Annotated in this window: 24 protein-coding genes, 1 other RNA gene and 1 pseudogene; 18 read left to right on the top strand and 8 right to left on the bottom strand. The window is 37.9% G+C overall.

The annotated features are described in order from the left end of the window. The first annotated feature begins 18 nt into the window (after nucleotides 1–18). The 13 genes from MED217_RS10460 to MED217_RS10520 all read left to right on the top strand — a co-directional run bounded on the left by MED217_RS10460 (nucleotide 19) and on the right by MED217_RS10520 (nucleotide 16,108). On the top strand, nucleotides 19–2,235 hold the full coding sequence (locus MED217_RS10460; RefSeq protein WP_009780488.1) for a RelA/SpoT family protein: 2,217 nt from the start codon (nucleotides 19–21) through the stop codon (nucleotides 2,233–2,235). A gap of 23 nt (nucleotides 2,236–2,258) precedes the next feature. Continuing rightward, nucleotides 2,259–2,747, top strand: a complete 489-nt coding sequence (locus MED217_RS10465) for a Fur family transcriptional regulator (protein WP_009780489.1) — start codon at nucleotides 2,259–2,261, stop codon at nucleotides 2,745–2,747. Further along, nucleotides 2,748–4,019 carry an adenylosuccinate synthase gene (locus tag MED217_RS10470; RefSeq protein WP_009780490.1) on the top strand — a complete coding sequence of 424 codons (1,272 nt, stop codon included), beginning with the start codon at nucleotides 2,748–2,750 and terminating at the stop codon, nucleotides 4,017–4,019. Between the two features lie 132 nt (nucleotides 4,020–4,151). Continuing rightward, nucleotides 4,152–5,204, top strand: a complete 1,053-nt coding sequence (locus tag MED217_RS10475; protein WP_009780491.1) for a zinc-binding metallopeptidase family protein — start codon at nucleotides 4,152–4,154, stop codon at nucleotides 5,202–5,204. Nucleotides 5,205–5,252: 48 nt separating this feature from the next. Continuing rightward, nucleotides 5,253–5,822, top strand: a complete 570-nt coding sequence (locus MED217_RS10480; RefSeq protein WP_009780492.1) for a class IV adenylate cyclase — start codon at nucleotides 5,253–5,255, stop codon at nucleotides 5,820–5,822. An 89-nt stretch (nucleotides 5,823–5,911) separates the two neighbouring features. Further along, nucleotides 5,912–7,741 carry an OstA-like protein gene (locus tag MED217_RS10485; RefSeq protein ID WP_009780493.1) on the top strand — a complete coding sequence of 610 codons (1,830 nt, stop codon included), beginning with the start codon at nucleotides 5,912–5,914 and terminating at the stop codon, nucleotides 7,739–7,741. Further along, nucleotides 7,731–8,921: an aspartate aminotransferase family protein gene (locus tag MED217_RS10490; protein WP_009780494.1), complete on the top strand. Its 1,191-nt coding sequence runs from the start codon at nucleotides 7,731–7,733 to the stop codon at nucleotides 8,919–8,921. The genes MED217_RS10485 and MED217_RS10490 overlap by 11 nt, the downstream gene beginning before the upstream one ends. Before the next feature lie 115 nt (nucleotides 8,922–9,036). Further along, nucleotides 9,037–10,434, top strand: a complete 1,398-nt coding sequence (locus tag MED217_RS10495) for a tetratricopeptide repeat protein (protein ID WP_009780495.1) — start codon at nucleotides 9,037–9,039, stop codon at nucleotides 10,432–10,434. A 129-nt stretch (nucleotides 10,435–10,563) separates the two neighbouring features. Next, entirely contained in the window at nucleotides 10,564–11,544 is a 981-nt protein-coding gene (locus MED217_RS10500; protein ID WP_009780496.1) for a DUF368 domain-containing protein, read from the top strand. Beyond that, on the top strand, nucleotides 11,534–12,556 hold the full coding sequence (locus tag MED217_RS10505; RefSeq protein WP_009780497.1) for a DUF368 domain-containing protein: 1,023 nt from the start codon (nucleotides 11,534–11,536) through the stop codon (nucleotides 12,554–12,556). The genes MED217_RS10500 and MED217_RS10505 overlap by 11 nt, the downstream gene beginning before the upstream one ends. A gap of 57 nt (nucleotides 12,557–12,613) precedes the next feature. Beyond that, on the top strand, nucleotides 12,614–13,345 hold the full coding sequence (locus MED217_RS10510) for a shikimate dehydrogenase family protein (RefSeq protein ID WP_009780498.1): 732 nt from the start codon (nucleotides 12,614–12,616) through the stop codon (nucleotides 13,343–13,345). Between the two features lie 84 nt (nucleotides 13,346–13,429). Beyond that, nucleotides 13,430–15,475, top strand: coding sequence for a DUF349 domain-containing protein (locus MED217_RS10515; protein WP_009780499.1), 2,046 nt, complete (start codon nucleotides 13,430–13,432; stop codon nucleotides 15,473–15,475). Nucleotides 15,476–15,478: 3 nt separating this feature from the next. After that, the gene (locus MED217_RS10520) at nucleotides 15,479–16,108 is read left to right on the top strand and encodes a class I SAM-dependent methyltransferase (protein WP_009780500.1); all 630 of its coding nucleotides are present in this window, start codon (nucleotides 15,479–15,481) and stop codon (nucleotides 16,106–16,108) included. Between the two features lie 177 nt (nucleotides 16,109–16,285). Here MED217_RS10520 and MED217_RS10525 read toward each other — a convergent pair whose 3' ends face one another. The 6 genes from MED217_RS10525 to MED217_RS10545 all read right to left on the bottom strand — a co-directional run bounded on the left by MED217_RS10525 (nucleotide 16,286) and on the right by MED217_RS10545 (nucleotide 20,817). After that, the gene (locus MED217_RS10525; RefSeq protein WP_009780502.1) at nucleotides 16,286–17,299 is read right to left on the bottom strand and encodes a hypothetical protein; all 1,014 of its coding nucleotides are present in this window, start codon (nucleotides 17,297–17,299) and stop codon (nucleotides 16,286–16,288) included. Between the two features lie 225 nt (nucleotides 17,300–17,524). Continuing rightward, the gene (locus MED217_RS19335) at nucleotides 17,525–17,653 is read right to left on the bottom strand and encodes a hypothetical protein (protein ID WP_009780503.1); all 129 of its coding nucleotides are present in this window, start codon (nucleotides 17,651–17,653) and stop codon (nucleotides 17,525–17,527) included. A gap of 43 nt (nucleotides 17,654–17,696) precedes the next feature. Continuing rightward, the gene (locus MED217_RS10530) at nucleotides 17,697–18,062 is read right to left on the bottom strand and encodes a 1-acyl-sn-glycerol-3-phosphate acyltransferase (RefSeq protein ID WP_009780504.1); all 366 of its coding nucleotides are present in this window, start codon (nucleotides 18,060–18,062) and stop codon (nucleotides 17,697–17,699) included. Beyond that, nucleotides 18,062–18,814 (bottom strand): 3-deoxy-manno-octulosonate cytidylyltransferase, encoded by a 753-nt coding sequence (gene kdsB / locus MED217_RS10535; RefSeq protein ID WP_009780505.1) that lies wholly within the window; start codon nucleotides 18,812–18,814, stop codon nucleotides 18,062–18,064. Before kdsB ends, MED217_RS10530 begins: the two co-directional genes overlap by 1 nt. Next, on the bottom strand, nucleotides 18,811–19,380 hold the full coding sequence (locus tag MED217_RS10540; protein ID WP_009780506.1) for a DUF4126 domain-containing protein: 570 nt from the start codon (nucleotides 19,378–19,380) through the stop codon (nucleotides 18,811–18,813). Before MED217_RS10540 ends, kdsB begins: the two co-directional genes overlap by 4 nt. A gap of 6 nt (nucleotides 19,381–19,386) precedes the next feature. Beyond that, a complete protein-coding gene (locus tag MED217_RS10545) occupies nucleotides 19,387–20,817 on the bottom strand; it encodes an ATP-dependent DNA helicase (protein ID WP_009780507.1) in 1,431 nt (476 codons plus the stop codon). A gap of 116 nt (nucleotides 20,818–20,933) precedes the next feature. On the opposite strand from MED217_RS10545, the gene MED217_RS10550 reads away from it, so the two are divergent. Genes MED217_RS10550 through rsmD form a run of 3 tightly spaced genes read left to right on the top strand, consistent with a single transcriptional unit; the run spans nucleotide 20,934 to nucleotide 22,910 of the window. Beyond that, on the top strand, nucleotides 20,934–21,587 hold the full coding sequence (locus MED217_RS10550; protein ID WP_009780508.1) for a hypothetical protein: 654 nt from the start codon (nucleotides 20,934–20,936) through the stop codon (nucleotides 21,585–21,587). Continuing rightward, nucleotides 21,577–22,368, top strand: coding sequence for a DUF3822 family protein (locus MED217_RS10555; RefSeq protein ID WP_009780509.1), 792 nt, complete (start codon nucleotides 21,577–21,579; stop codon nucleotides 22,366–22,368). Before MED217_RS10550 ends, MED217_RS10555 begins: the two co-directional genes overlap by 11 nt. Then, nucleotides 22,365–22,910 carry a 16S rRNA (guanine(966)-N(2))-methyltransferase RsmD gene (gene rsmD, locus MED217_RS10560; protein ID WP_009780510.1) on the top strand — a complete coding sequence of 182 codons (546 nt, stop codon included), beginning with the start codon at nucleotides 22,365–22,367 and terminating at the stop codon, nucleotides 22,908–22,910. The genes MED217_RS10555 and rsmD overlap by 4 nt, the downstream gene beginning before the upstream one ends. Nucleotides 22,911–23,335: 425 nt before the next feature. Here the strand turns inward: rsmD and rnpB are convergent. Then, an RNA gene (gene rnpB / locus MED217_RS18675) (RNase P RNA component class A) lies at nucleotides 23,336–23,655 on the bottom strand. A 182-nt stretch (nucleotides 23,656–23,837) separates the two neighbouring features. Between rnpB and MED217_RS19020 the strand changes: the two are divergent. Then, nucleotides 23,838–25,606, top strand: a pseudogene (locus MED217_RS19020) (DNA polymerase III subunit gamma/tau). Then, nucleotides 25,606–26,187: a MiaE family protein gene (miaE, locus tag MED217_RS10580; RefSeq protein WP_009780514.1), complete on the top strand. Its 582-nt coding sequence runs from the start codon at nucleotides 25,606–25,608 to the stop codon at nucleotides 26,185–26,187. Before MED217_RS19020 ends, miaE begins: the two are co-directional and overlap by 1 nt. 58 nt (nucleotides 26,188–26,245) lie before the next feature. Here miaE and MED217_RS10585 read toward each other — a convergent pair whose 3' ends face one another. Continuing rightward, a complete protein-coding gene (locus MED217_RS10585) occupies nucleotides 26,246–26,833 on the bottom strand; it encodes a porin family protein (RefSeq protein WP_009780515.1) in 588 nt (195 codons plus the stop codon). Between the last annotated feature and the right edge of the window lie 2 nt (nucleotides 26,834–26,835).

Genomic DNA, 26,835 nt, shown 5'->3' on the forward strand with positions numbered 1-26,835 from the left:
TAATTGTACTTTTAAATTATGACTCCCGTTGATATAGAAAAAGAAAATAAAGAGCTCGCCAGACAGTATAAAGAACTGTTACGCATAAGTTATCGTACGCTTTCTGATGATGATAAAAAATTGATCAGAGAGGCGTTTGACGTAGCTGTTGATGCGCACAAAGATCAACGTCGTAAGTCTGGTGAGGCTTACATTTTTCACCCGCTTGCTGTTGCACGCATTGTAGCCAGTGAAATTGGGATGGATGCAACTTCTATTGCTGCAGCGCTCTTGCACGATGTTGTTGAAGATACTATTTATACGCTTGAAGATTTAGAGGAACGTTTTGGCCCTACAGTTGCCAGAATCGTTGACGGACTCACAAAAATCTCAAATCTTAAAAAACACCGGGACGTCTCGCTACAGGCAGAGAATTTTAGAAAGATGTTACTTACCATAAACGACGACGTTAGGGTAATTATCATCAAGATCGCAGACCGTTTGCACAATATGCAAACAATGGATTCTATGCGGCCTGATAAGCAAATTAAAATTGCAAGTGAAACACTATACATCTATGCTCCTCTTGCGCATAGAATAGGGCTTTACAACATCAAAACCGAACTTGAGGATCTTGGTCTAAAATACACAGAGCCAGAAATATTCAAAGATATTTCTCGCAAAATGAAAGAGACCAAAGAGCAGCAAGATCAATATATTGAAGAGTTTACACGCGCGGTTCAGCAATCGCTTGATAAAGAAATTCTGGATTACGAGATCAAAGGCCGTCCAAAATCTATTTACAGTATTCGTCGTAAAATGCTCAAACAGAATATTCCGTTTGACGAGGTTTATGACAAGTTTGCGATCAGAATTATTTACAAGGCAACCCCTGAAAGCGAAAAATTTCTGGCTTGGAAAATCTATTCCATAGTTACAGATCACTTTAGACCCAATCCCACACGCTTACGCGACTGGATTTCATCTCCAAAATCAACTGGATATGAAGCGCTTCACATCACCGTTATGGGCTTAAAAGGACGTTGGGTTGAAGTGCAAATACGTTCTGAGCGTATGAACGAAATTGCAGAAAAAGGTTATGCTGCGCATTATAAATACAAGCAAGGAGCTTCCAATGAAAATGAAGAAGACCAAACCCTTGATGAATGGCTTAACCGTCTACAAGATGCCCTCGAGAATAATGAGACCAACGCTGTTGACTTTGTAGAACAATTTAAACTCAACCTTTACAACAAAGAGATTTTTGTATTTACGCCGCAAGGGGATCTAAAATCCTTACCAAAAGCGGCTACACCGCTTGATTTTGCTTTCAGTATTCACACCGAAATAGGAATGCATACCCGCGGCGCTCGTGTAAATGGAAAATTGGTTCCACTAAGTCACGAATTAAAAAGTGGAGATCAAGTGGAGATCATCACTTCTGAGCATGCAAAGCCTAACAACAACTGGTTGGATTATGCAACGACTGCCCGCGCCAGATCTAAGATTAAATCTTCGCTTAAAGACGAGAAGAAAACCATCGCCGAGGACGGTAAAGTGATTCTTACCCGCAAGTTGCGCTCTCAAAAAATCTCGTTGGATCAAAACATCATCAATGAGATGGTCATTTATTTTAAGCTTAAAACGAGCCTGGATCTTTTTTACAGAGTAGGTATCGGAACGATCGACAATAAAATGATCAAAGAGTATGCAGCCTCACGCAGCAGTGCCATTGTAAGCTTCTTTAAGAATAAGATCAGAAAAACACCGGTTGCAGAAAACGTAGACAAAGATGAGATTACCGATAAATTTGACCTCCTTGTTTTTGGTAAAGACGAGCAAAAGTTAGACTACACCCTAGCTCCTTGCTGTAACCCTATTCCAGGTGATAAAGTTTTTGGTTTCACTACCGTTTCAGACGGTATCAAAGTGCATAAACAAAACTGTCCTAATGCGATTCAATTACAAAGTAATTATGCCTATCGCATTATTCCTGCAAAATGGATAGACTCCTCTGCTCAAGAATTTAGAGCAGATCTTGAATTAACAGGAATCGACACCCTCGGACTGGTTAATCACGTGACCCGTGAAATTTCAGAACATATGCATGTAAATATGCGTGGCTTGAATTTTACCACTAACGATGGCGTTTTTAAAGGCAACATTACGGTCATCGTACAAAACAAGAAGCATTTACACAGACTCATCGAAAACTTGAAAAAAATAAACGGTATCGACAAAGTCATACGTCTGTAAATGCGTAAGTTTGCAAAACTATTATGATACCAAAAGCTACAATAAATAAAGATCAGGAAGTCGTTAAAAACGTCTTCACTAAGTTTCTAGAAGAAAACGGTCATCGTAAAACTCCAGAGCGTTATGCGATCTTACAGGAGATTTATAATTACAATGATCATTTTGATATCGAGACCCTATATATCAGTATGAAGAATAAAAAATATCGGGTAAGTAGAGCAACGCTTTACAACACGATAGAACTTCTACTGGCTTGTGGTTTAGTGCGTAAGCATCAGTTTGGCCAAAACCAATCTCAATATGAGAAATCCTATTTTGACAAGCAGCACGACCACGTTATTCTTACAGATACCGGTGAGGTCATAGAGTTTTGTGACCCACGTATCGAGTCTATCAAAAAAACCATAGAAGAGGTTTTTGATATTGATATTAACAAACACTCCCTTTATTTTTACGGTAACAGAAAGCAAAAAGATTCAACCGAAAATACAACCGAAGACAACAACTCATAAATGGCAGTAGATTTACTTCTTGGTCTCCAATGGGGAGACGAAGGTAAGGGCAAAATCGTAGATGTTCTTACAAAAGATTATGATATTATTGCGCGCTTTCAAGGCGGGCCTAACGCAGGACACACCCTTGAATTTGATGGCATCAAACACGTTTTACACACGATCCCATCGGGAATATTTCACGAGAACGCCATCAACCTTGTAGGTAACGGCGTTGTGATTGACCCTGTCATCTTTAAAAAAGAATTAGACAATCTAGCGCAGTTTAAACTGAATATCGCAGAGAAACTCCTTATTTCACGTAAAGCGCACCTAATCTTACCTACGCATCGCTTACTTGATGCTGCTTCTGAAGCTTCAAAAGGAAAGGCTAAAATTGGCTCTACTTTAAAAGGTATCGGCCCAACGTATATGGATAAAACCGGGCGTAACGGTATTCGCGTAGGAGATCTTGAGCTTGAAGACTGGAAAGAACGCTATGCAGCACTAAGAGACAAGCATATTGATATGATTGACTTTTACGATGCTAAGATTGAATACGATCTTGATGAATTAGAAGCTGAATTTTTTAAGGCTGTTGAAGTTTTAAAAGAGCTAACCTTTATTGATTCTGAAGAATATCTATACCAAGCACAACAAGCCGGAAAATCTATTTTAGCTGAAGGTGCACAGGGATCTTTATTGGATATTGATTTTGGAACCTATCCTTTCGTAACATCTTCAAATACTACTGCAGCCGGTGCTTGTACAGGACTTGGAGTAGCACCTAATCAAATAGGTGATGTTTTTGGGATTTTTAAAGCATACACAACACGTGTAGGCTCTGGGCCCTTCCCTACCGAACTTTTTGATGAAGTTGGTGAAACTATGGGACGCGTGGGTAACGAGTTTGGAGCAACGACCGGTAGACCGCGCCGTTGTGGATGGTTAGACCTTGTAGCGTTAAAGTATGCTGTTCGCGTAAACGGGGTAACCCAATTGATGATGATGAAGGGTGATGTTTTGAGTGGTTTTGACACGCTTAAAATTTGTACGCAGTACAAATATAAAGGCGAAGTAATTGACCACCTTCCTTACAACATTGAGCCCGAAAATGTAGAGCCTGTATATTCTGAAATGAAAGGCTGGGAAGAAGATCTTACCAAGATGAAAGGCGATGAGCAGCTTCCTAAAGAGCTTAATGCATATATCGAGTTCTTAGAAAAAGAATTGAATGTACCTATCAAAATCGTTTCTGTGGGACCAGATAGAACACAAACGATTCACAGATAGTTACAAGACCATATAATTGATAAAAATCCGAAGTACTGCTTCGGATTTTTTTTATGCTTTATTTCGTATTAAATTAAGAAAAGTTACTTCGGCTAAACACTACATTTACAACAAACTACCAACCATAAGCCCATGAAACTTTTTCAGTGTACTAATTGTAAGAATCCGGTGTATTTCGAAAATACAACCTGCGAAAAATGCGGTAATAATTTGGGCTACTTCAATACAATTGAAGAAATTCTTTCCTTCCCTGCAGCAAGCAAAACAGTTTATAGTCCGTTACAGCAAGGGAGCGCACTCACCTACTGCGCCAATCACAAGCACAATGCTTGCAATTGGCTGGTTTCTACCGAAAGTGGCACTTCTTTTTGTGAAGCTTGTAGTTCTAATCGAACTATTCCCGATTTGAATGATGCAGAGAATAAACTGGATTGGCAGAAAATTGAAACAGCAAAACATCGCTTATTTTACTCACTTCATAAACTGAAGCTTCCTACAAAATTCAACATTAATGATCAACCGCTGAATCTTAGGTTTGATTTTTTGGCTCCAGATCCTAACAATCCTTCTGCCATAAAAACAGGACACGCAAACGGATTGATAACACTTAATATTCAGGAAGCCAATGCAGCACATAGAGAATACATCAAAGAGCAACTTTCAGAACGCTATCGAACGCTTTTGGGGCATTTTAGACACGAAGTTGGTCACTTTTACTGGGAAGTTCTAATTCAGCCTAACCCAAAAAATCTAGATGAATTTAGAGCTCTTTTTGGTGATGACACTCAAGACTATGCTGCAGCCTTGCAAGCGCATTACAAAAATGGCGCACCCGTAAATTGGCGTGAAAATTACATCAGTAGTTATGCGACCATGCACGCTTGGGAAGATTGGGCAGAAACTTGGGCGCACTACCTGCACCTAATGGATATGCTAGAAACCTCGTATAGCTTTGGTCTAAGTTTAGATCCAGAAATATCTAAAGTACTAAACCTTGAGGTTGCCTGTGATTTTGACCCCTATGAGGAAAAAGATTTTCAGAACATCATTAAACATTATTTACCCCTAACCTACGCGCTCAATTCGCTGAACCGAAGTGTGGGGCATCAGGATGCTTACCCATTTGTGCTTTCCCCTCCGGTTATAAAAAAATTGACTTTTATTCATAAAGTCGTTCAGTTTTAAATTTCTTCTAAGCTTAGATGTGTATTTTTAGGTTAACAAAAACATTTTATGTACGAAGTAGAACTTACTGCACGGCTCAAAGATTATGAGCAAACACGTGCTCAAATTCAAAAGTTGAATATTGATTCGCACTACAAATTAGATTACGATGATCGCTATTATGATAAAAATGGTGAGCTTACAGAGGAAGATCAAGAGTTTAGATTGCGTACAAAGACAAATCTGGATACTGCTGAGGAAAAACACTACCTCACCTTTAAAGACAAGCCTTTTGAGCAAGTAACACGTTCAAAGCCTGAATATGAAACCTTAGTTTTAAACCATTCTAATACGGAGCAGATCCTTTTTAAGTTGGGCTACCAAAAGAGCGCGCATTACACCAAGCACTGCGAAATCTTCAATCTAAAGTATTTAGAGGCTTCAGTTGAAATTGCTTTGGTACAATTTGACGAACTCAAAGATTCTTTTATTGAAATTGAGACCAACACCAATGAAGAATCTCACACCGATGCACTTTTTGAAAAGCTTTATGACCTTATGGAAAACATAGGCGTTTCTAAGAATCAGCTTACTAAAGATTTTTATATCGAGATGATCAAAGCAGCGAAAAAGGAATAGAATTCACGGGTTTTAAACGCTTTATATTTTTGATTTGAACACATACTTGAAGCGGCTGTTTTTCCGTTATATTTGCATCAAAATTTGCTATGCTCAATTTTTTTAGAAAAAGCGCACTTCTGTTTTTCGTTCTTTTTTCGATTAGTCTTTCAGCGCAAGAAAAGAAGGAATTGGATATTCAATCTGACGTTTCACAAATCGATGAAGAGAAATATCCCGGAGCCTTGGTGATGTATAAAAGCACCAAGCAAGTATACATTCAGCACGAAGGTATTGAGATGTGGTGTGATCTGGCTTTTCATTATAAGGCTGAAAATTTTGTGCGCGCCATTGGTAATGTGCGTATGAAGCAAGGCGATACTATAAGTATGCGCAGCAATTATGCCGAGTATAATGGTGACACGCAATTTGCCTGGGCTTCTGGTGGTGTCAATCTCAGAACCCCAACCGCTACCTTAGACACAGATACACTTTATTTTAATCGAATAAAACAACAGGCGTATTACAGAACCGGTGGTACCTTACGCGATACTGCTAGTGTAATCGAAAGTAAAATCGGGCGGTATTATTTAGATCAGGATAAATATTCCTTTATTCAAAATGTAGTTGTTACCAATCCTGAATATGTAATTAATAGCGACCAACTTGATTTTTATTCAGAATCTGGTGCCGCTTTTTTATACGGCCCGTCTACGATTACAAGTGAAACCAGCACCGTGTATTGTGAGCGTGGGTATTATGACACGCGAAACGACAATGGTTATTTTGTTAAAAATTCGCGCATAGACTATGACAATCGTACCGTTTATGGCGATAGTTTATATTTTGACCGTCCTACAAGTTTTGCTTCGGCTACAAATAATATACGCGTCATAGACACCGCAAATAACAGTGTGATCAAAGGACATTATGCTGAAGTGTTCAAGGATAAAGATTCAGTATTCATTACTAAAAGAGCCGTTGCGATAACGGTACAAGATCAGGATTCGATTTATGTACACGGCGATCGACTTGTGGTAACCGGAGTTCCTGAAAAACGCATCGTACGCGGCTATTACAATGTACGGCTTTTTAAAAGTGATATGAGCGGTAAAAGTGACTCCATTCACATCAATCAAGCCAATGGTCTTACCCAGCTCATTGGGAGACCTGTGCTATGGAGTGGCCTAAGCCAGATGACGGGCGATTCTATTCACTTACAAAGCAACACAAAAACCGAACAATTAGATTCACTTCATGTTTTTGACAATGCTTTTTTGGTACAACAGGATACGATTCCGCTGTTTGATCAAGAGAAAAGTGGTTTCAATCAAGTGAAAGGAGATGTCCTCTACGGAACATTTCAAGACAATGCGCTTCATCAGATAGATATTATAAAAAATGCTGAAAGCATCAATTATATGCGTGCTGATGATGGAGAATTACAAGGAATAGACAAAAGTAAATCGGCGTCGATTAGAGCCATTTTAGAAAATAATGCACTGGTAACGATTACCAAATTCAAGCAGGTTGATGGTGAGGTTTTTCCACTTTCAAAATTCCCTAAAGAATCCAGAGAATTTGAAGGATTGGTCTGGCGTGGTGACGAGCGTTTGCTCACAAAAGAAGATATTTTTAAAGGAGAGGCTCCTTTTACACTTACAAAAATTGAAGGTATACCTTTGCCAGAAATCGATGAAGACTTCTTTGATAACAGCATTCCTGATGAAGAACTCGATATTCCTGAAGCCTCAAAACTGACTCCCTCAGATCTAAAAAATCGAGAGGAAGACGCTCCAGAGATTGGCGTCCCAATGAGTGATAAGGCAACCATAAAAAAGGAAACTAAAACTCCGAAAAGAGAAAAACCTACTCCTAAATTTAAAGTCAAAGAATTGCCCAATTTAAAAGCTAAAGATTCAACAGATAATGAAAGCTGATTTCCTTAAATATCAGGCGCAAACGAGTCCGCATCCTCTTGCGATGGAAGTTTCGCACGCTAAAGGCAGCTACATTTATGATACTTCAGGAAAAGCGTATTTAGACTTTGTAGCCGGAGTTTCTGCTGCGAGTATCGGGCATTGCCATCCTGCGGTAGTAAAAGCCATTCAAGAGCAAAGTGAAAAATATTTGCATGTGATGGTATATGGTGAATATGCCCAAGACCCGGCAGTTGAATTGACACGTTTAATTGCTGCAAATCTTCCTGATCCACTAGAACAAACCTATTTGGTAAACAGCGGTACTGAAGCTATAGATGGCGCAATGAAACTCGCCCGTCGAGTCACCGGCCGTAGTAAGATCATTTCTGCAAATCAAGCCTATCACGGGAATACCTTTGGCGCATTGAGTTTGATGAATTATGAGGAACGCGTTGCACCGTTTAGACCAGTTGTAGGTGACATCTCTCATATCAACTTCAATAGTTTTGAAGATCTAGAAAAGATTACCGAAGATGTAGCGGGTGTTGTTTTAGAAACCATTCAAGGTGGTGCCGGATTTATTCAACCAGAAAATGGCTGGCTTACTGCGGTAAAAAAGCGCTGTGAAGCAGTTGGCGCACTTTTAATACTAGACGAGATACAGCCTGGGTTTGGAAGAACAGGAGCTTTTTTTGGTTTTGAGAATTATAACGTGGTTCCTGATGTTGTGGTAATGGGAAAAGGAATGGGCGGCGGAATGCCCATTGGTGCTTTTACCGCTTCAACGGCGCACATGCGTTTACTTTCAGACAATCCTAAAATGGGACATATAACCACATTTGGTGGTCATCCTGTCATTGCAGCAGCAGCTTTAGCAACCTCAAAAACGATCTTAGAAGGAGACCTCATTCAGCAAACTTTAGAAAAAGAAAACCTGTTTAGAAGCTTATTGAAGCATCAACTCATTACCGAAGTTCGCGGTAAAGGGCTTATGCTGGCTGCCCTTACGCCTTCCGCAGAAATTACAAACGAGGCCATCTTGATGGCTCAAGATGAAGGTTTAATTTTATTTTGGTTGTTGTTTGAAACTAAGGCCATTCGCATCACCCCACCACTCACCATCTCTGAAGATGAGATTGTTAAAGGTTGTGAGATCTTGCTTAAGGTTTTAGATAAAATAGCGACTAAATTGTCATAATCAGCTGTTTGGGCGCAATTGTTGATTACTTTGTTAACAACAATATGTAGCGCACAGCCTTCTGCCTATTATCCTTTATAAATTTATATAGGCAGAAATTTTAAAAGCAACGTGTATGAAGTTTAATCAAGAACACGAAGAGAATAATTTCCCGCTCACCCGTTTTGAATCTATGTTAAAGACAAATGATGTCCTTTTCTTCGATTCGGATGAATTTGAGAATATTGTCAACCATTACTTAGAAAATGGCAAAATTGCACTCGCAAAGAAAGCTGTAAAACTTGGTCTTGACCAGCACCCTTCCTCCTCAAACCTCAAGCTTTTTAAGATTGAAATTTTAATTTTTGAGAACAAGCTTGATGAAGCAGATCGTTTACTGGCAGAACTTTATGAATTAGAACCTCAAAACGAAGAAGTTTACATTCAAAAAGCCAATATTTTCTCTAAACGAGATGATCATAAAATGGCGATCGAATTGCTAGAAACTGCTCTTGAACTTACAGACGCCGATGCCGATATCTATTCTCTTATAGGAATGGAATATTTGTTTATGGACGACTTTCAAAAAGCTAAATACAGCTTTATGAAATGTCTGGAAGTTGATGAAGATGACTATTCGGCATTGTATAATGTGATTTATTGCTTTGACTTTTTAGAACAACACGAGGAAGCAATAGATTACCTCAATATGTTTCTTGACAAAAATCCATACTGCGAAGTGGCTTGGCATCAAGTAGGGAAACAATATTTTGACCTGAAAAATTACACCAAAGCACTCGCTGCTTACGATTTTGCGATTATTAGTGATGACACCTTTATCGGCGCTTATTTTGAAAAAGGAAAAGTGCTTGAAAAATTAGGTCGCTATAATGAAGCGATAGAAAATTATCAAATAACTTTAGGCTTAGATGATCCCACATCATTTGCCTACTTAAGAATGGGTAAATGCTATCAAAAGTTGCATTGTGATGATCTTGCCATTGAATTCTTTTTAAAAACGGTAAAAGAAGATCCATTGCTAGACAAGGGTTGGATCGCGATAACCGATTTCTATACCAAGAAGATGGATTATCAAAATGCGCTCTACTACATCAACAAAGCCATAAATATTGATGGTGAAAATGTTTTGTATTGGAAACGCTATGCGAAAATAAACAACCGTTTAAAATTTTACGAGGAAGCAGAACGCGGTTATCGTAAAACCTTAGAATTAGGCAACTATGAACTAGACACCTGGTTGACCCGATGCGATATTCTTATTTACCTGGGTGAATATGAAGCAGCCGTAACCAACTTGTTTGAAGCCATAGAGTTTTATCCTGAATCTCCTCAGATTGAATTTAGATTAGCAGGCTTATACTTCAGCCTAAATCAAGATGAAAAAGGATATTTTCACCTGGAGAATGCTTTACGTTTAGAACCGGATTATGACATCATTCTCGAAGAACTTTTTCCTTTTGTCTATGCCAAACGCAGCGTCTTGAAAAAAATAAAAAAGGCAAAAAAATCCTAAAATTAAAGGCAAAATTTAAACAGAAGCCACATTGTAAAAACGATGTGGCTTTTCTTTATACTATCCCTGCGGTTTAGAGATAGATTTTATATTTCTTTCATACATTTGAGGCATAATCAAAACCAAACCATGTCTCAGAAACGATCTCTAGTTAATTATGCTGTCATTACTTTAAAAGGTTTGGCTATGGGTGCTGCAGATGTAGTTCCTGGAGTATCAGGAGGAACAATCGCATTTATCGCCGGTATTTATGAAGAACTCATCGCCACGATAGATAAGCTAGATACATCCTTTTTTAAAGTTTGGAAGAAAGAGGGATTCAAAGCTGCTGCAGAAGCATACAATTTAAAATTTCTTGGTGCTCTTTTTTTAGGTATTGGCCTCAGTATTCTATCCCTTGCAAAGCTCATTACCTTCTTATTAGAAGAACACCCGCTGTTGCTTTGGGGATTCTTTTTTGGACTCATCGTTGCCAGTATTCTTTATATAGGATCTCAAATTAAATCCTGGAATGTTGGTGTAGTTATTTCAGGCGTAATAGGCATTGTGGTCTCATACTACATCACCATTGCAGAGCCTTTGAGTACCGGTGCGAGTTATTGGTTTATTTTTCTTTCAGGATTTATAGCAATCATTGCAATGATCCTTCCGGGAATATCGGGTTCTTTTATCCTATTACTTTTAGGCTCCTACAGTATTGTTTTAGGAACCGTACGTAATTTTGTTGATGCGCTTTTAGCCTTAGACTTTTCGGCGCTTAAAGACGCTTTATTACGCCTCATTCTTTTTATGTTGGGATGTGTTACCGGTTTAAAAGCATTTTCTAAAGTACTCACCTACCTCTTTAAAAATTATCAAAACCTTACGCTGGCATTACTCACCGGTTTTATGATTGGTGCTTTAAATAAAGTTTGGCCTTGGAAAGAGGTGCTTTCTTATCGCACAAATTCGCACGGGCAGCAAGTTCCGCTTCTAGAAAAAAGCATTTTGCCACAAAATTTTGAAGGCGACCCTAAAATCATTTTGGTAAGCGTATTGGCAATAATTGGCTTTTTAACTATTTTTCTGTTAGAACGCTTTGCGAATTCTAAACAAAATAATGGAATCTAAACACCGCTCTTTTTCAGATAAAATCTGGCTGGTACTTAAGGGGCTTGCTATGGGAGCGGCCAATAAAGTGCCCGGCGTTTCTGGTGGTGTTGTTGCATATGTCGCAGGCTTTTATGAGGAATTTATTTATTCGCTGCAAAAAGTGAATAAAAATGCATTCAAACTCCTTTTGAACGGGAGATTCCGCAGTTTTGTGCGCTATGTAAATGGAAGATTTTTATTTCTGCTCATCTTAGGAATGATCATCAGTTATTTTAGTGTTTCAAAATTACTTGATGTAGCGATTGAGCATTATCCGCTTCACGTTTGGAGCGCATTTTTTGGGATGATCATTGGCAGTATTTACTACATAGGTAAAGATTTTGACGACTGGTCTCAAAAAAATATCATTATTCTTTCACTGGGAATCATAACCGGAGTCTTGATAAGCCTGTTAGAACCGGCTACACAAAATGACAATCTCATCTTTGTATTTTTCTGCGGAATCATTGGCGTCTCTGGGATGACCTTACCCGGATTATCTGGATCATTCATATTGATTCTTTTAGGCAATTATGTATTACTTCTGGTAGATTCTGTAAATGCGCTATACGACACCCTATCCGATTTGGTTCAAGCTGATTTTTCTTTCATAAATGATCCACATCGTGTGCGTTTATTAAAAGTAATTGCGGTATTCACCTTAGGTTCGGTTACCGGTTTAGTCACCTTGTCTAACTTTTTAGGCTACTTGTTAAAGCACTATAAAAATCAGACAAATGCCGGAATTATTGGGTTTATCGCTGGTTCTTTAGGAGTTGTTTGGCCTTGGAAAAACCCTGTTTTTGAACGCAACGAATTAGGCGAAATTAACTACGACCGCGTGGGCGATCCTATTCTTACCAATTATGACCGTTTTTGGCCTTCAAGTCTTTCTTTAGAAAACTGCCTGGCAACGGTTTTTATTCTTTTAGGTATATTTAGTGTGGTTGCTTTAGGAAAATACGGGGAAAAAACCCGTGCAAAGAATTAAACTAAAGCTGACATTTGCAGCCAACCCAACCAAAAACTATTGAATTACCCAACCATTATGATTAAACTTGGACTTATAGGAAAAAACATTGACTACTCGTTCTCTCGAAAATATTTTACCGAGAAATTTGAAAATGAATCCATCGAAGGTTTATATTCAAATTACGACTGCGCTACACCAGAAGAAGTAAAAAATCTCCTAGACACCAATGAGGATTGTCACGGTTTTAATGTGACTATTCCCTATAAAGAAGTGGTAATCCCCTATCTTGATGAGCTTAACAAACACGCAAGTGCTATTGGAGCTATTAATACCATCAAGCGTCTGACCAACGGAAAACTCAAAGGTTTTAATACCGATTATTTAGGCTTTCGCAAGTCCCTTCAGCCGTTTTTAACTGTTCAAAAACATAATCACGCGTTGATTTTAGGCACAGGCGGCGCATCAAAAGCGATTGCTTATGCGCTTGAACTTGAGGATATTTCGTTCAAATTTGTATCAAGAACTCCTAAAAAAGACCAATTTTCTTACGATGCGCTCAATGCTGCATTACTTTCAAAATATACCCTGATCATCAACACGACTCCGTTAGGCACCTACCCGAACATTACAGATTGTCCTAAAATACCTTACAGGTTGCTTTCTAAAAACCACTTGCTGTATGATCTTGTGTATAACCCGGTTGAAACTCAGTTTCTTAAAAACGGAAAAGAACACGGAACCCGCATCTGCAATGGTTATGAGATGTTGAAACTTCAAGCCGAGGCCGCCTGGAAAATCTGGAATTAGCAGCCTTCTACCCTTCTGCTCTTGTTAATTGCTTACTTAATAGTATCTTTAAATACTTATTAAAGCACCATAACATTGAAACAAATGTCAGAAGAAAAAAAAGCATCCAATACCGATAAGAATGTTGAAGAAACTGCTTCAAAAGATTCAATAAAAGAATCTCAAGAAGCTAAAACTTCGGCTAGCGAAACTCAGGAAGCATCTACTACGCAAGAAGAAGAGCTGGTTACAGAATCTATAGATGTCATTAAAGACGCAAAAACCAATGACGCTAATGAAGAAGAGCATGACGAGGATTTTGTAGCAGAAGATGAGGAGGATGATCAAGATAGTGATCCTGATGATCTTGACGCTGCTCTTAATGAAGATAGTGAAGATGAGAGCGCCTCTGAGCGTCACGACATTCCTAAAAAGGATTATGACAGCCTAAGTAAAGAAGAACTCATCAAAGAGTTTAAATATTTGCTTAATAATCATAAAGTTCAAGCGATTAAAGAACATGTAACCGAGTTGCGTGCAGCTTTTATTTCGCAATTTGAAGATGAGCAAGAGCAGGCTAAAGAAAAGTTTCTTGAAGAAGGTGGAAACATCATCGACTTCAGGTATTATAGCCCGCTTAAGAAAGAATTCAATTCGCTTTATTTCGATTATCGCGACAAGCGCAACAACTACTATAAAAATCTCAAAAAAGATCTCAACGCCAATCTGGAGACACGCAATGCACTAATTGAAGAGTTGAAAGAGCTCAAAAATGAAGTTGGTGGTGAAGACAGTATAAATACCACTTTTGAGAAGTTCAAAGACATTCAGGAACGCTGGAGAAATGCCGGTAATATTCCACGTGATCGTTACAATCTTGTGTGGAACAATTACCACCATCACATTGAAAATTTCTACGATTTTCTACATCTCAACAGAGAGTTTAGAGATAAAGATTTTAAAGAAAATCTTGACAAAAAACTTAAGCTTATCGAGCAAGCAGAAGAGCTTGCGCAGGAACCTGACGTAAATCGCGCATTTAAGGAGTTACAAATGCTTCACAAAATCTGGAAGGAAGAAGTAGGTCCTGTGTCTAAAGAATATCGTGAAGAAATCTGGGAAAAGTTTAGTGCAGCTACGCGTAAAATTCACGATGCACGTCAAGAATACTTCAAAAACATTGATAAGGTTTATGAAGAAAATCTTGACAAAAAACAGGAAGTAATCGCAAAAATTGAAACAATTGCTGCTAATCCTGCCTCAGCTCACAATGGCTGGCAAAAGCAAATGAAAGAGGTTAATGCCTTGCGTGAAGAATTTTTCAAAATAGGTAAAGTGCCTAAAAAGGAAAATGAACCTACCTGGAAAGCTTTCAAAAAGGCTACTCGAGAATTTAATCATAACAAGAATAGCTTTTATAAAAACCAGAAAAAACAGCAATATGAAAACTTACAGAAAAAGCTAGAACTGGTTCAAATAGCCGAAGACAATAAGGACAACGAAGACATCAAAGTGACCATAGATCTGATGAAACGCATTCAGGCAGATTGGAAAAAAATTGGTCACGTTCCTCGTAAAGACAGTGATAAAATTTGGAAACGCTTCAAAAAAGCGTGTAATCACTTCTTTGACCGTCTTCACGCTGAAAAGAAAGAAGTTCTTGAGGAAGAAAAAGGCAATCTAGAAGAAAAAAATACTTTACTAGAAAAAGTAAAGAATATTGAATTATCGGGTAATCATGAAGATGACCTGAAAACGATCAAATCAATCATTAAAGAATGGAAAGATACCGGCCGGGTACCGCATTCTAAAAAGAGCATCGAGCAAGATTTTAATAAAGTTTTAGACGGCTTGTTTAAGAAGCTAGACTTAAGTAAGAAAGAATCTGAACTTATCAAATATGAAAATCGAGTTGCAGCGATCGCCGATGAAGACAGTAATCAAGCACTCAATAAAGAGCATTATTTTATAACCAAAAAGATTGATGAAGTAAAAGCCGAAATCAATCAGCTTGAAAATAATTTAGGGTTCTTTCAACACGTTGATGATGATAATCCATTAGTCAAAGAAGTGCATAAAAATATTGCCGCACACAAAAAGACATTAGAAATCTGGAAAGCTAAGTTAAGTAAGCTTAAATCGCTTTATTAAGCCATGTCTTGCCCGCTCTGTAAGCACGATTCAGTTTATTTTGGGACATATCAGGGCAGAATTTATAACAGATGCACATTTTGTGCATCTGTTTTTTTAGATCCTAACGATCTTCCTTCAGCAAAAGCTGAAAAAAAACGCTACGACAAACATGAGAACAGTCTAGATAATAAGGGTTATCTACAATTTCTAGAACCTCTGCGTAATGTTATTATTAAAAATGAAAGTGCTACTCAAACGGGTCTGGATTACGGTTGCGGTCCTAATCCTGTTTTATCTAAGTTACTGAAGAAAGAAGGGTTTACGGTCAAGCAATATGATATCTATTACCACAATGAAGTTTCAGTATTACAAGAAACTTACGATTATATTGTTTGTTGTGAAGTCATTGAGCACTTTCACAATCCTTATGAAGCGTTTTCACAATTAAAATCCCTATTAAAACCAAAAAATAGTAAGCTCTACTGCAAAACAGCACTACTTCAGCCCGAACAAGATTTTGAATCCTGGGCATACAAAAATGATTTTACCCATAGTTTTTTTTATTCAGAAAAGGCTTTACAGTTTTTGAAAGAAGAGTTTCAGTTTAGTGAACTAGTAATGCAGCCTGATTATTTTATACTTGAAACGTAATCTATCTCAGAGCAAGCCTGGCTGGTGACAAAGGCGGGCACATAAGAGTTTGTCAAAAATGAATTTTCAATTTCGCGGCATCCTGATAGCTATAGGGACTTCCTAATAAACCTATCGGCGGTACCAATAAAAAAAGCGCAGCAAAGCTGCGCTTTTTCATTCTATAAGATGAATGAATTAATCTTTATATAAGTATAATGAAGATACACCGGCAAGTGATGCAGCAGAGCTCGGCGCTACATTACCTCCACCAGCTGTAGATACATTTCCATAGGCTAATACTTGTCCGCCTCCGTTTGCAAGTTCAGCAACGTAAACAGCATCTGTATCGGCGTCATACACCACATTTACAGGATTACCTAATAATGTTGCACTACCTTCATAACGAATTTGATTTGTTACAGAAAGTGTTCCTCCGTTTTCTACTGCATCAAATTTTGATTCAAAGTCTGAAATCACGTGGAATGCACCATCAGTATCAAAATCTCCTCCTGAAGCCGCTGCGATATCGGTCATAATCATCGTATCACCATCAAAATCTAAACCGTGCGTTCTTACAATTCCTTCAACAGTAATCCGTTTACTAGCAGCTACGGTAGCATCGGTCATATTTGAAGAAGCAAAATCTGTAAATACAGCAAGATCGCTGCTGCTATCAACAACTGCATATAAATCATCACCTACAAATTCAATACCCCATACAGCAAATTCTACAGTTACTGTATTTCTAAGTTCAAAAGAATCTCCATCTTTTTCAAAAACGAAAAATCTTCCGTCATCATTAGCATTATCTGAAACTACATAGATGTTTCCATTTACTGCTAGGTCACGTGGACTTTGTAAAGCCGAAGGCCCGGTAACATCAACATTGAGATCAACAGTAGCTTCGATAAAATCACTGATTCCGAAGTAAGATTGCAAAGAAGTTTGTGTTGCTCCTCGTGCTGCAATCGTAAAACCATCATCATCTGGACTATAATAAATACCTTCAGCATCAGTTGCTGCTGTTGTATAAACGGTAGATCCTCCTCTTAATAAGTCATATTTTGTCACATTACCATCAGCGTGACTTGTCGCGTATAAATCTGCAGTACCAACGATTACTGTTCCGGTATTATCATCATCGTCACTACAAGAGGCTAATGTAAAAAGGCCTAAAGCGCCTGCAAAAAGAAATTTTGAAATGTTCATAAATTGAGTTTTAGTTTAATTTGTTTGTTCATCTAAGTAACGTAAATGCAACAAGCTCAGTTCTTAAATAATTACAAACGAATCAACACACAAGCACAACTAACTGAATATCAAATTATTAAAAATAAAAATTATAGAAGTTTAACGAAGATTTAGTAACTCTTTAGCACATGTTAAGAAAGAAGATTTTCACAATTATTGCCAAAATCTTTAAAGAAAACTTAATTAACTGCGTTCGGGAATTTTTCCCTGAACATCCTTAAAGAATAATCTCAGACGGGCCATATCCTGTTTTAAATTGCCTGAAGGATAAAGCGGTACACCTATACGATGTTCTTTTTTTCCGAAATCCATCGTGATGGGTACTATGGGTACTTGCGCTTTTAAAGCAATATAGTTAAAATCCGGTTTTCCAGTTTTCTACTTTCTTTCGAGTACCTTCAGGAGAAAGCGCTAATCTAAAAACCTCGTGCTCTTTGAACATATTGGCAATTCGATCTACTTTATTTTCGTTCTTAAATCGGTCTAAAGGAATTCCGCCTACTTTTCTAAAGTACCATCCAAAAGGCCATTTGAATAATTCCTTTTTACCCAAAAAATTGATCGTAACTCCAATACAACTTCTAAAAAGCAGTCCCATATAGAAATCGTGCCAACTGGTATGTGGCGCAGCGATGACTACCATTTTGTTTACCTCTTTAGGAAATCTTCCTTTAATTTTCCACCCTAAGGCTTTATAAATGAAAAGAGCGAATCGCTGCATCAGCTTTGTTTATTTTTTAAAATAGCGCGAGCTTCCTCTAGATCTTGAGGTGTATCAATGCCAATAGCTGGAGCGTCAGAAGGTACCATCTTGATACGTTTACCATATTCTAAGTAACGAATAGCTTCAATCTTTTCTGCAGCTTCAAGCATGCGCATGGGCAATTTGGCAAAATCTAAGACCGCTTGCTTTCTAAATGCATAAATACCTTTATGTTTATAATAGATACTTTCTACATCGCGATCTCTTCGGTAAGGGATAGGTGCTCTTGAAAAGTAAAGTGCAAAACTAGCCTGATCTACAATCACCTTTACATTATTGGGGTTTTCTATATCCTCTATTTTTGAAATGGGCGTCATTAACGAAGCCAGGTCTATCGCATCTGCATCTTTTTCATAAAAAACCTGTAGCACATTGCGCATATCTTCGGTATTGGTAAACGGTTCATCTCCCTGAACGTTCACCACAATATCAATATCAAGATCGGCAACAGCTTCTGCAATTCTATCGCTTCCACAGCTATGTTCTTGCTGGCTCATAATCGCGTGTCCGCCGGCGCCGGTAATGGTTTCATAAATTAACTCACTATCGGTAACCACATAAACTGTGTCAAACAATTGCGTTTGAACGGCAGCCTCATAGGTGCGCAAAATCACTGGTTTGCCCTCGAGATCTTTCATCAATTTACCGGGAAATCTAGACGCCTCATAACGCGCCGGGATCATTGCTATGGTTTTTAATTTCTTAGTCATTTCTTTAGAGCATTCTTTTTTAGCTTTCGCTTATGGTACCATTTATAAACTCGGTAGGCCAAAAACACTACCAAAACGCCTGCAAGAATAGGAATAAAAATGGCAAGCACAGCAAGTATTGTTGAAACTATAGATTCTAAAGTCGAGAAAATAGGATTAGCAATTCCTAAGGTTGAAGCAGTCGAAGTCGCACGAATAGCAGCTGTAGAACCGGCAATAAGTCCGGCTGTGCCTCCCCCACCAATGATCGCCAGAGCCCAAGAAATCCAAGGTGCATCATCACCAAAAGTCACAAAAAATAACATGGTTCCTGCCACGCTGGCAAGTGGTACAGCTATCGTATCTAAAGTATTATCAAACCAAGGAATATAATATGCGAGCACTTCAAGACAGGAAGCCACTCCCAGAAGCACTAAGGCTTGCCAGTTACCTAGCCATTCCCAAGCACTGAGTTCTATAACCTCAAAGTAGGCTGCCGCACTTAAGGCCAATAAAGGCAGAAATATTCTAAATCCCGCCGCAGCTGAAAGCCCAATTCCTAAACAAATACTTATGACTAGTTCCATTAGTGCTTAATCAATAAACATATCGTCTTTAAAACCTATAAGATACAGTTTTTTACGTGCACGCGTTACCGCTGTGTATAACCAACGTAAGTAATCTTTATCCATTCCGTTAGGTAAATATGGCTGTTCTACCATAATAGTTTCCCATTGACCACCTTGAGATTTATGGCACGTGATTGCATATGAAAACTTCACCTGCAGCGCATTAAAGAACTTGTTGTTTTTGACTTTCATAAACTTCTTATACTTAGAAGTCTCGTCTGTATAATCTTTCATCACTTCCTGGTAAAGATTATTACCCTCCTCGTAGGATAAGGATGGAGTTTCTGAAGTAAGGGTATCTAATAATAAAACCGTTTCAAAAGGAGCCAAATTGGGATAATCTGTCATTTGAATTTTCACTTCCGCGAAGCGAAAACCATACAACTCTATAATGCTGAATATTTCCAGAATCTCGATGATATCTCCATTTGCAATAAAACCTGCCTCACTTTTTGTATCCAACCAGAAGTAATTATTCTTAACAACCATAAAATAATCTCCTGCACTTACTTCTTCTTCTTTAAAGAGAATACGCGAACGAATTTGCTGATTATACAGGTTAGCACGCTTATTAGATCTCACAATGATCGCAGTACCTTCATTTCCATATTCTCTGTAAGAATCACCAAGAGCATCCATAATCTCGTGGCCATCTATAAGCCGCACTACATCGTTTTGACCGCTCAGATCAAATCTGAAATCCTCATAGAGCTCGTCGTTGAGAAATTCTCTAATTCTAGTCGCATTTTTAAGAATACCACTCGTTTCGGCTTGTCGCATTACTTCATCGAGCTCAATACTTTTTACTGTTTTATCAAATTGCATTTGAAGGTTTCGCTCATCTAATGCCGGACTCAAATCCATTTTCACAGGAGGAAGCTGAGCCTGATCTCCTATTAAAAGTAATTTGCATTTATGACCGCTATACACATAAGACATCAAATCATCGAGTAAAGAGCCATTCTCAAAGAGTTTGGATTCTGAAGCATTATCAGAAATCATTGAAGCTTCATCTACAATAAAAATAGTGTTTCGGTGCTTATTGCGTTGTAAAGTGAATGAAACACCACCGCCACGCTCTTTTTTGGGATAATAGATCTTTCGGTGGATGGTATGCGCCGGTTTATCACTGTAATTTGAGATCACCTTGGCTGCCCTTCCAGTAGGTGCCAATTGCACAGACGACATTTTAATTTTCCACAAGTTTTTAACAATTGTACCAATTACCGTGGTTTTTCCGGTTCCGGCAAAACCTTTTAAAACATAAATTGAGTTATTTTTAGGCTCAAATATAAAAGCGCTAAGTTGTTGTAATAGAATGTCTTGTTTCTGGGTTGGTGAAAAAGGAAAATCTTTAATTAAAAGCTTATAAAATGCGTGCTGATCCAGCTCCATAAAAAATTATTGAAAGTGTAAAGATACTAATGAATTTAAGGGGATATCCTTTAACGATTAAAAAAAAATTGTAGATTTGCTTATAACCTTAATTAAAATCTAAAACCACACATCGAATGAAAATAGTAATTCAGTTAGTACTTTGGGTTGTTATCGGAGTATTAGGATATTTACTTTTTAACGCTGTTTACGGCGAAGTAAAATTTAATGACCTTAAAGTTGTACGTTATCAAAAAGCGATTGAAAATCTAAAAGATATACGCGCAGGTCAATTAGCTTTCAAACAAATCAATGGAAAATTTGCAGAAAACTTTGAGCAACTAGAAAGTTTTATTGACACAGCTGAATTTGTACTTACCGAGCGTCGTGACACTATGGTCCTTGACGAAGAAGCAACACGTCGTTATCGTGTAGATACACGTAAAGAAATTACTATTATTGATACTTTAGGATATAAGTCTATTAAAGATTCTCTTTACCAAGGTACCAACCGTTACAAAACAATGAAGAACGTACCTATTGCAGGAACTGACGCTCAATTTGAAATGGAATCAGGTACTCTTCTTAAGAGTGATGTGCCAATCCCGGTTTTTGAAGCTAAAGTATCTAAAGATGTATTATTATTTGACCAACCAAAAGACTACGTTTCTAAAGAAAAACAAGTAGTTTCTGTTGATGGTGTAAATGGTGCTTACCTTTCTGTAGGTTCTATGACTGAAGTTAATACGAATGGTAACTGGCCAAAGAGTTACGGCGACAATGACGAATAAATCTCTGGAGCATCCAGAAAATCTTATAGTGTCCATCCAGGTTAGCCTGGATGGATTTTCTTTTTTTATCAAAAAAAGTACAGATGGATTGTGCATAGAATCAAAAAGTTTTGATTTTAAAAATGTGCACACGCCTCAACGCGCTTTAGAAGAGATCCAAAAGATCTTTGAGGCTACGCCTAGCCTCAATCAAGCATTTGAAGAAGTGATCGTGCTTTATGCAAACGAACTTTTTACAGTTGTACCGAAAGCTTTATTTGATGAAAATAGGCTTACCGATTACCTTAAGTTTAATACCAAAATTCTTAAGACAGATTTCATCGTTTATGATGAGATCGAAACTTTAGATCTTGTCAATGTTTATGTTCCCTACACCAACATAAACAACTTCTTTTTTGATCACTTTGGTACATTCACCTATTACCACAGTCAATCAATACTTTTAAACAGCATTTTATCAAATGCTCAAAACAAACGTGCTGAAGTTTTTGTACATTTTGAAAAAACCTCACTAACACTTATTGCTTATCAGGGTCAAAAACTTCTGTTAAGCAATCAGTTCAAATTTGAAACACCTCAAGATTGTATTTACTATATTTTGTTTTGCTATGAGCAATTACAGCTTGATCCTGAAGTACACCAGCTTACTTTAAGCGGTAAAATATCTGAAGATGATGCAAACTACAAGCTTATTTACGATTATGTTCGAGAGGTAGTGCTCAATAATAACAGCAAAGAAGATCATCAAAGCAGCTTTTTAAAATATCAACTGGGTTTATGAGAATAATAAGTGGAAATTATAAAGGAAGACGCATCATCGCTCCAAAAAAATTACCTGTACGTCCAACTACAGATATGGCCAAGGAGTCCTTATTCAACATTCTCAGAAATCGCTACAGCTTTAGCACTATAAGCGTTTTAGACCTGTTTGCCGGTACAGGAAATATAAGTTATGAATTTGCTTCTAGAGGAGCTAAAGCGATCACAGCTGTAGATGCAAACGCAGGTTGTGCTCGATTTATACAACAAACTTCAGAGCAGTTAGAAATGAACATCAATGTGATTAAAGCAGATGTTTATGGCTATTTATCTAGAGCGGCAGAACAGCACGATTTAATTTTTGCAGACCCTCCATATGACTTTGAGACGACCGAATTTATAAAAATAGTAGATCTAGTCTTTGAGCAAAACTTGCTTTCTCAAGAAGGAACGTTGGTTATAGAACATAGTAAACATACCGATTTGCAAGAACATCCTTTATGTTTTGAGACGCGCAAATATGGCGGAAGTGTCTTTAGCTTTTTTTCTAAAAAAGATTCGTAAAATACTGGCTTTTAGTTAATTTTGCTGAAAAATACACCCAACTTGAATCCACTTAAAACTATTAAGTTAGACTTTTGCGTCTTGAACTTTTACGATACGTTTGTCATTTCTGAAGTAAATGAAGGTGTAAACGTAAGTAAAGAACACATTGCAAAGGCACATCAAACCATTGTTGATTTTTTTGGAAGCAATACCTATTATGGGTATATCTCGCTACGAATCAACGATTACAACGTAGATCCTACAGACTATTTATCGTGTCCTTTCTATGACCACATTACCGGTATGGCAATTGTAAGCGATAAAGCTATTAAAAGGGAAACTGCAAATTTTGAACGTGCGTTCTTTAAAAAGTCGCTAGAAGTTTTTTATACTGTTGAAGAAGCTGTAAACTGGATCACGACCTTACCTACAGAAAATTTAAATAAAAAAGCAGACCTATAAGCCGGATTCTGTTCTTACTCAAGAGTAATACCTTATCATTTATCTAGACAAACAATTACTTGTTTGCTCAATCTGCCTACCCTCCGACATCGCACGAGAAGCACTTAATTGTCGGTATACATGACATTGCACCGCATAGAGTTTACCTGATTTCACTACAGCATTACCTGTACATCCTTTCTGTTGCACTGGTCCTAATAACCTAGAAAAATAGATTATTGACGGCCGTTAGCCGCTATGCCTCTCTGTGGTGTCCGGACTTTCCTCTCATTAAAAAACGAGCGATAAGGCGGTCTGCTTAGCGCAAAAGTAAGCTTTTAATTAGAGCCGGTATACTGCTTACTGAAAATTGAAATTGAAAATTGTTGATAACATAATGGGAAAAATAGTCCAAGTTGAATGGCTATTGCTCAAGCTCTTTTTATATTTGTTTCCTTTAGAAATTATAAGAGTTTCTATTCTAATTTTTACCACAATTCTGCATTGGAACAGTTTATAGTATCAGCCCGAAAGTATAGACCTGCGACGTTTAAAGACGTTGTAGGCCAGCAGGCCATTACCAATACACTCGAGAATGCAATCGCAAACAATCATCTGGCTCAGGCCTTGTTATTTACAGGACCGCGCGGTGTAGGTAAAACTACCTGTGCTCGTATTCTTGCAAAAAAAATAAATCAGGAGGCTGATGAGGTTGTTGATGAGAACGAAGACTATGCATTCAACATTTTTGAATTGGATGCTGCATCAAACAACTCGGTTGATGATATTAGAAATCTTATAGATCAAGTACGTATCGCCCCTCAAGTAGGAAACTACAAAGTCTATATTATTGACGAGGTGCATATGCTTTCTTCTGCGGCTTTTAATGCGTTTTTAAAAACCCTTGAAGAACCGCCAAAACACGCGATTTTTATTCTCGCTACTACTGAAAAGCACAAAATTCTACCTACGATTCTTTCAAGATGTCAAATTTTTGACTTCAAAAGAATCACGGTAAAGGATATACGTGAACATCTTGTTGATATAGCAAAACAAGAAGGTATTACAGCAGATGAAGAAGCTTTGCATATTATTGCACAAAAAGCTGATGGCGCCCTGCGTGACGCGCTTTCTACCTTTGACCGTGTAGTGAGTTTTTCTGGTGAAAATCTAACTCGTGCTGCAGTTACAGAAAATCTAAACGTTCTTGATTACGAAACGTATTTTGAAACTACAGATCTCATTTTAAATAATGATATCCCACAGCTATTGCTCAATTTTAACGAAATTCTGGCAAGAGGTTTTGATGGACATCATTTTATTGCAGGTTTAGCTTCGCACTATCGCGACTTGATGGTTTGCAAGCAACCGGCAACCATTGCGCTTCTTGAAGTTGGTGATCAAACCAAAAAGAGGTATCACGAGCAAGCGCAAAAAACAAGCTTCAGCTTTTTAATGCAAGCTTTAGAAAAAGCTAACGAATGTGACCTTAAATACAGAACAAGTCGCAATCCAAGACTACTGGTTGAACTTTGTTTAATGCAAATGGCCTCTATCACTTTTGATGGAGAAAAAAAAAAGCCCGTGACTTTATAATTCCGGCTTCTCATTTTAAAACAGCTCAGCAACAGCAACCGAAACCAGCTACTGCTCAAGAACCTCGGAATACTCCAACTCCAGCTGCTCAACAACAGGACATACCGTCTCAAAATAACAATACAGCTACAGAAACTTCAGTACAAGCAGAAACAGTTGAAGAACCTAAAGTAGTTCAAGAGCGACCACGCGTTAAGCCAGATCTATCGTCAAACAATCAACGTGTTTCGGGACTTTCATTAAAAGGATTAAGGCGAAAAAGAGAAATCTTAGAAAAACAAACCGAAAAAGAGGTTGACGCCAGCCAATTACCAAGAAAGCCTTTTACCGAAATTGCAATGCAAGCAGCCTGGAAAGAGTATGTTGCCAGATTGCAGAAAAAAGGTGAAAAAATATTAGCGTCAAATCTTGAGACAGACACACCTACGCTTAAAGGAACTACCATTCTACTGGAGTTCCCTAATGATACTATGCGTGTCGAACTCGAGCGTGCACAACACAACCTACTTGAATTTTTAAAGCGTAAATTAGAAAATTACGACATAACGATTGACATCACGGTTAATGAGGCGGCAGAACGCAAATACGCTTATACAACTCGTGAAAAATATGAGAAACTGAAGGATAAGAATCCTGATCTCGACTTATTACGTAAAACTTTTGATCTCGATATCTAATGTTAGGACTAAAATTACCCACAGACCCCAGATGGGTCAACATCGTAGAAATGAATATCGATGATATTCTCACAGACCATGCATTTTGTGAACAGAAGGCCGCATCTACAGCCATATCTCTAATGGTGTCATTTCCTGAATATACAGAATTGGTACAAGAAATGATCGCTCTCGTAAAAGAAGAAATAAGCCATTTTAAGTTGGTACACGATAAGATCATTGCCCGAGGAAACACCTTAGGTCAAGACCGGAAAGATGCTTATGTAAACAAACTTTTAAAGTTTTTCCCTAAAGGAGGCAGCAGAACTACACAACTAGTGCATAGACTTCTTTATGCGGCGTTAATTGAAGCCCGAAGCTGCGAACGCTTCAGATTGCTTTCTCAAGAATTACAAGATGAAGAGTTACGTACTTTTTATCATAATCTAATGGTAAGTGAAGCCAACCATTACACGATGTTTTTAGGGTTTGCAAGAAAGTATGGTGATGAAAAAGAGGTTAACCAAAAATGGCAAGAGCTACTCGATTTTGAAGCCGAAATCATGAAAGACCTCAGTAAAGATCAAACCATTCACGGTTAAACTAAAAAAGCCATCTTAGAATTAAGATGGCTTTTTTATATCTAAATTATTGCAGTCATTATAGGCGGTAAGATGCCATTAATGCAAAATATTGATTAGTTCCTTCAATGTTTTGATTGTTAGGTTCAATCACATTTCTAAATCCTACAGAATAACGAGCTTCTAAGGCAAGGAAATCAAAGATTTGAACTCCGATCCCACCAATACCCGAATAGTCAAAGTTCTTATAAATACCGTTGTTGTAAGAATTCCAAACGGCAATACCCACTTGTGGACCTAGGTGAATATTGAATTTACCAAAATTCTTTTTGATCAAAAGCGGCAACTGAATATAATCAAGTTCTGCGCGTTCGTCAAAAGGTCTTTCTGGCACACCATTCACATCAAAACCAAAGTTTCCCTCAGGACCGGTGTTGGGCTTAATACCTTGGCCAGAGTACAATAGTTCTGGTTGAAACTGAAACGCACTACCTAAAGGAATTTCTGCAAAAATACCGGCTGCAAATCCGTAACGGGTACTTGAGTTCTCAAAAGCATCTCCATCAAGCGTTGAAAAGTTCATCCCCATTTTTGCACCGTAGCGCACTCCTTGAGCAAAAGTGCTTATCGAAGCTAAAAGAAATATTCCAAGTAAAAATTTCTTCATAA

Origin of the sequence: Leeuwenhoekiella blandensis MED217 (assembly GCF_000152985.1) — a bacterium.
Lineage (GTDB): Bacteria > Bacteroidota > Bacteroidia > Flavobacteriales > Flavobacteriaceae > Leeuwenhoekiella > Leeuwenhoekiella blandensis.

What these genes read in the sequence shown, in the direction of transcription:
- MED217_RS10520 (WP_009780500.1), top strand. Translation starts at nt 15,479, where the DNA reads ATGTCTTGCCCGCTCTGTAAGCACGATTCAGTTTATTTTGGGACATAT.
- MED217_RS10555 (WP_009780509.1), top strand. Translation starts at nt 21,577, where the DNA reads ATGACGAATAAATCTCTGGAGCATCCAGAAAATCTTATAGTGTCCATC.
- MED217_RS19335 (WP_009780503.1), bottom strand. Translation starts at nt 17,653, where the DNA reads ATGGATTTCGGAAAAAAAGAACATCGTATAGGTGTACCGCTTTATCCT.
- MED217_RS10550 (WP_009780508.1), top strand. Translation starts at nt 20,934, where the DNA reads ATGAAAATAGTAATTCAGTTAGTACTTTGGGTTGTTATCGGAGTATTA.
- MED217_RS10495 (WP_009780495.1), top strand. Translation starts at nt 9,037, where the DNA reads ATGAAGTTTAATCAAGAACACGAAGAGAATAATTTCCCGCTCACCCGT.
- kdsB (WP_009780505.1), bottom strand. Translation starts at nt 18,814, where the DNA reads ATGACTAAGAAATTAAAAACCATAGCAATGATCCCGGCGCGTTATGAG.
- MED217_RS10525 (WP_009780502.1), bottom strand. Translation starts at nt 17,299, where the DNA reads ATGAACATTTCAAAATTTCTTTTTGCAGGCGCTTTAGGCCTTTTTACA.
- MED217_RS10505 (WP_009780497.1), top strand. Translation starts at nt 11,534, where the DNA reads ATGGAATCTAAACACCGCTCTTTTTCAGATAAAATCTGGCTGGTACTT.
- MED217_RS10515 (WP_009780499.1), top strand. Translation starts at nt 13,430, where the DNA reads ATGTCAGAAGAAAAAAAAGCATCCAATACCGATAAGAATGTTGAAGAA.
- MED217_RS10490 (WP_009780494.1), top strand. Translation starts at nt 7,731, where the DNA reads ATGAAAGCTGATTTCCTTAAATATCAGGCGCAAACGAGTCCGCATCCT.
- MED217_RS10530 (WP_009780504.1), bottom strand. Translation starts at nt 18,062, where the DNA reads ATGCAGCGATTCGCTCTTTTCATTTATAAAGCCTTAGGGTGGAAAATT.
- MED217_RS10540 (WP_009780506.1), bottom strand. Translation starts at nt 19,380, where the DNA reads ATGGAACTAGTCATAAGTATTTGTTTAGGAATTGGGCTTTCAGCTGCG.
- MED217_RS10585 (WP_009780515.1), bottom strand. Translation starts at nt 26,833, where the DNA reads ATGAAGAAATTTTTACTTGGAATATTTCTTTTAGCTTCGATAAGCACT.
- MED217_RS10480 (WP_009780492.1), top strand. Translation starts at nt 5,253, where the DNA reads ATGTACGAAGTAGAACTTACTGCACGGCTCAAAGATTATGAGCAAACA.
- MED217_RS10460 (WP_009780488.1), top strand. Translation starts at nt 19, where the DNA reads ATGACTCCCGTTGATATAGAAAAAGAAAATAAAGAGCTCGCCAGACAG.
- MED217_RS10500 (WP_009780496.1), top strand. Translation starts at nt 10,564, where the DNA reads ATGTCTCAGAAACGATCTCTAGTTAATTATGCTGTCATTACTTTAAAA.
- rsmD (WP_009780510.1), top strand. Translation starts at nt 22,365, where the DNA reads ATGAGAATAATAAGTGGAAATTATAAAGGAAGACGCATCATCGCTCCA.
- MED217_RS10465 (WP_009780489.1), top strand. Translation starts at nt 2,259, where the DNA reads ATGATACCAAAAGCTACAATAAATAAAGATCAGGAAGTCGTTAAAAAC.
- miaE (WP_009780514.1), top strand. Translation starts at nt 25,606, where the DNA reads ATGTTAGGACTAAAATTACCCACAGACCCCAGATGGGTCAACATCGTA.
- MED217_RS10545 (WP_009780507.1), bottom strand. Translation starts at nt 20,817, where the DNA reads ATGGAGCTGGATCAGCACGCATTTTATAAGCTTTTAATTAAAGATTTT.
- MED217_RS10510 (WP_009780498.1), top strand. Translation starts at nt 12,614, where the DNA reads ATGATTAAACTTGGACTTATAGGAAAAAACATTGACTACTCGTTCTCT.
- MED217_RS10470 (WP_009780490.1), top strand. Translation starts at nt 2,748, where the DNA reads ATGGCAGTAGATTTACTTCTTGGTCTCCAATGGGGAGACGAAGGTAAG.
- MED217_RS10485 (WP_009780493.1), top strand. Translation starts at nt 5,912, where the DNA reads ATGCTCAATTTTTTTAGAAAAAGCGCACTTCTGTTTTTCGTTCTTTTT.
- MED217_RS10475 (WP_009780491.1), top strand. Translation starts at nt 4,152, where the DNA reads ATGAAACTTTTTCAGTGTACTAATTGTAAGAATCCGGTGTATTTCGAA.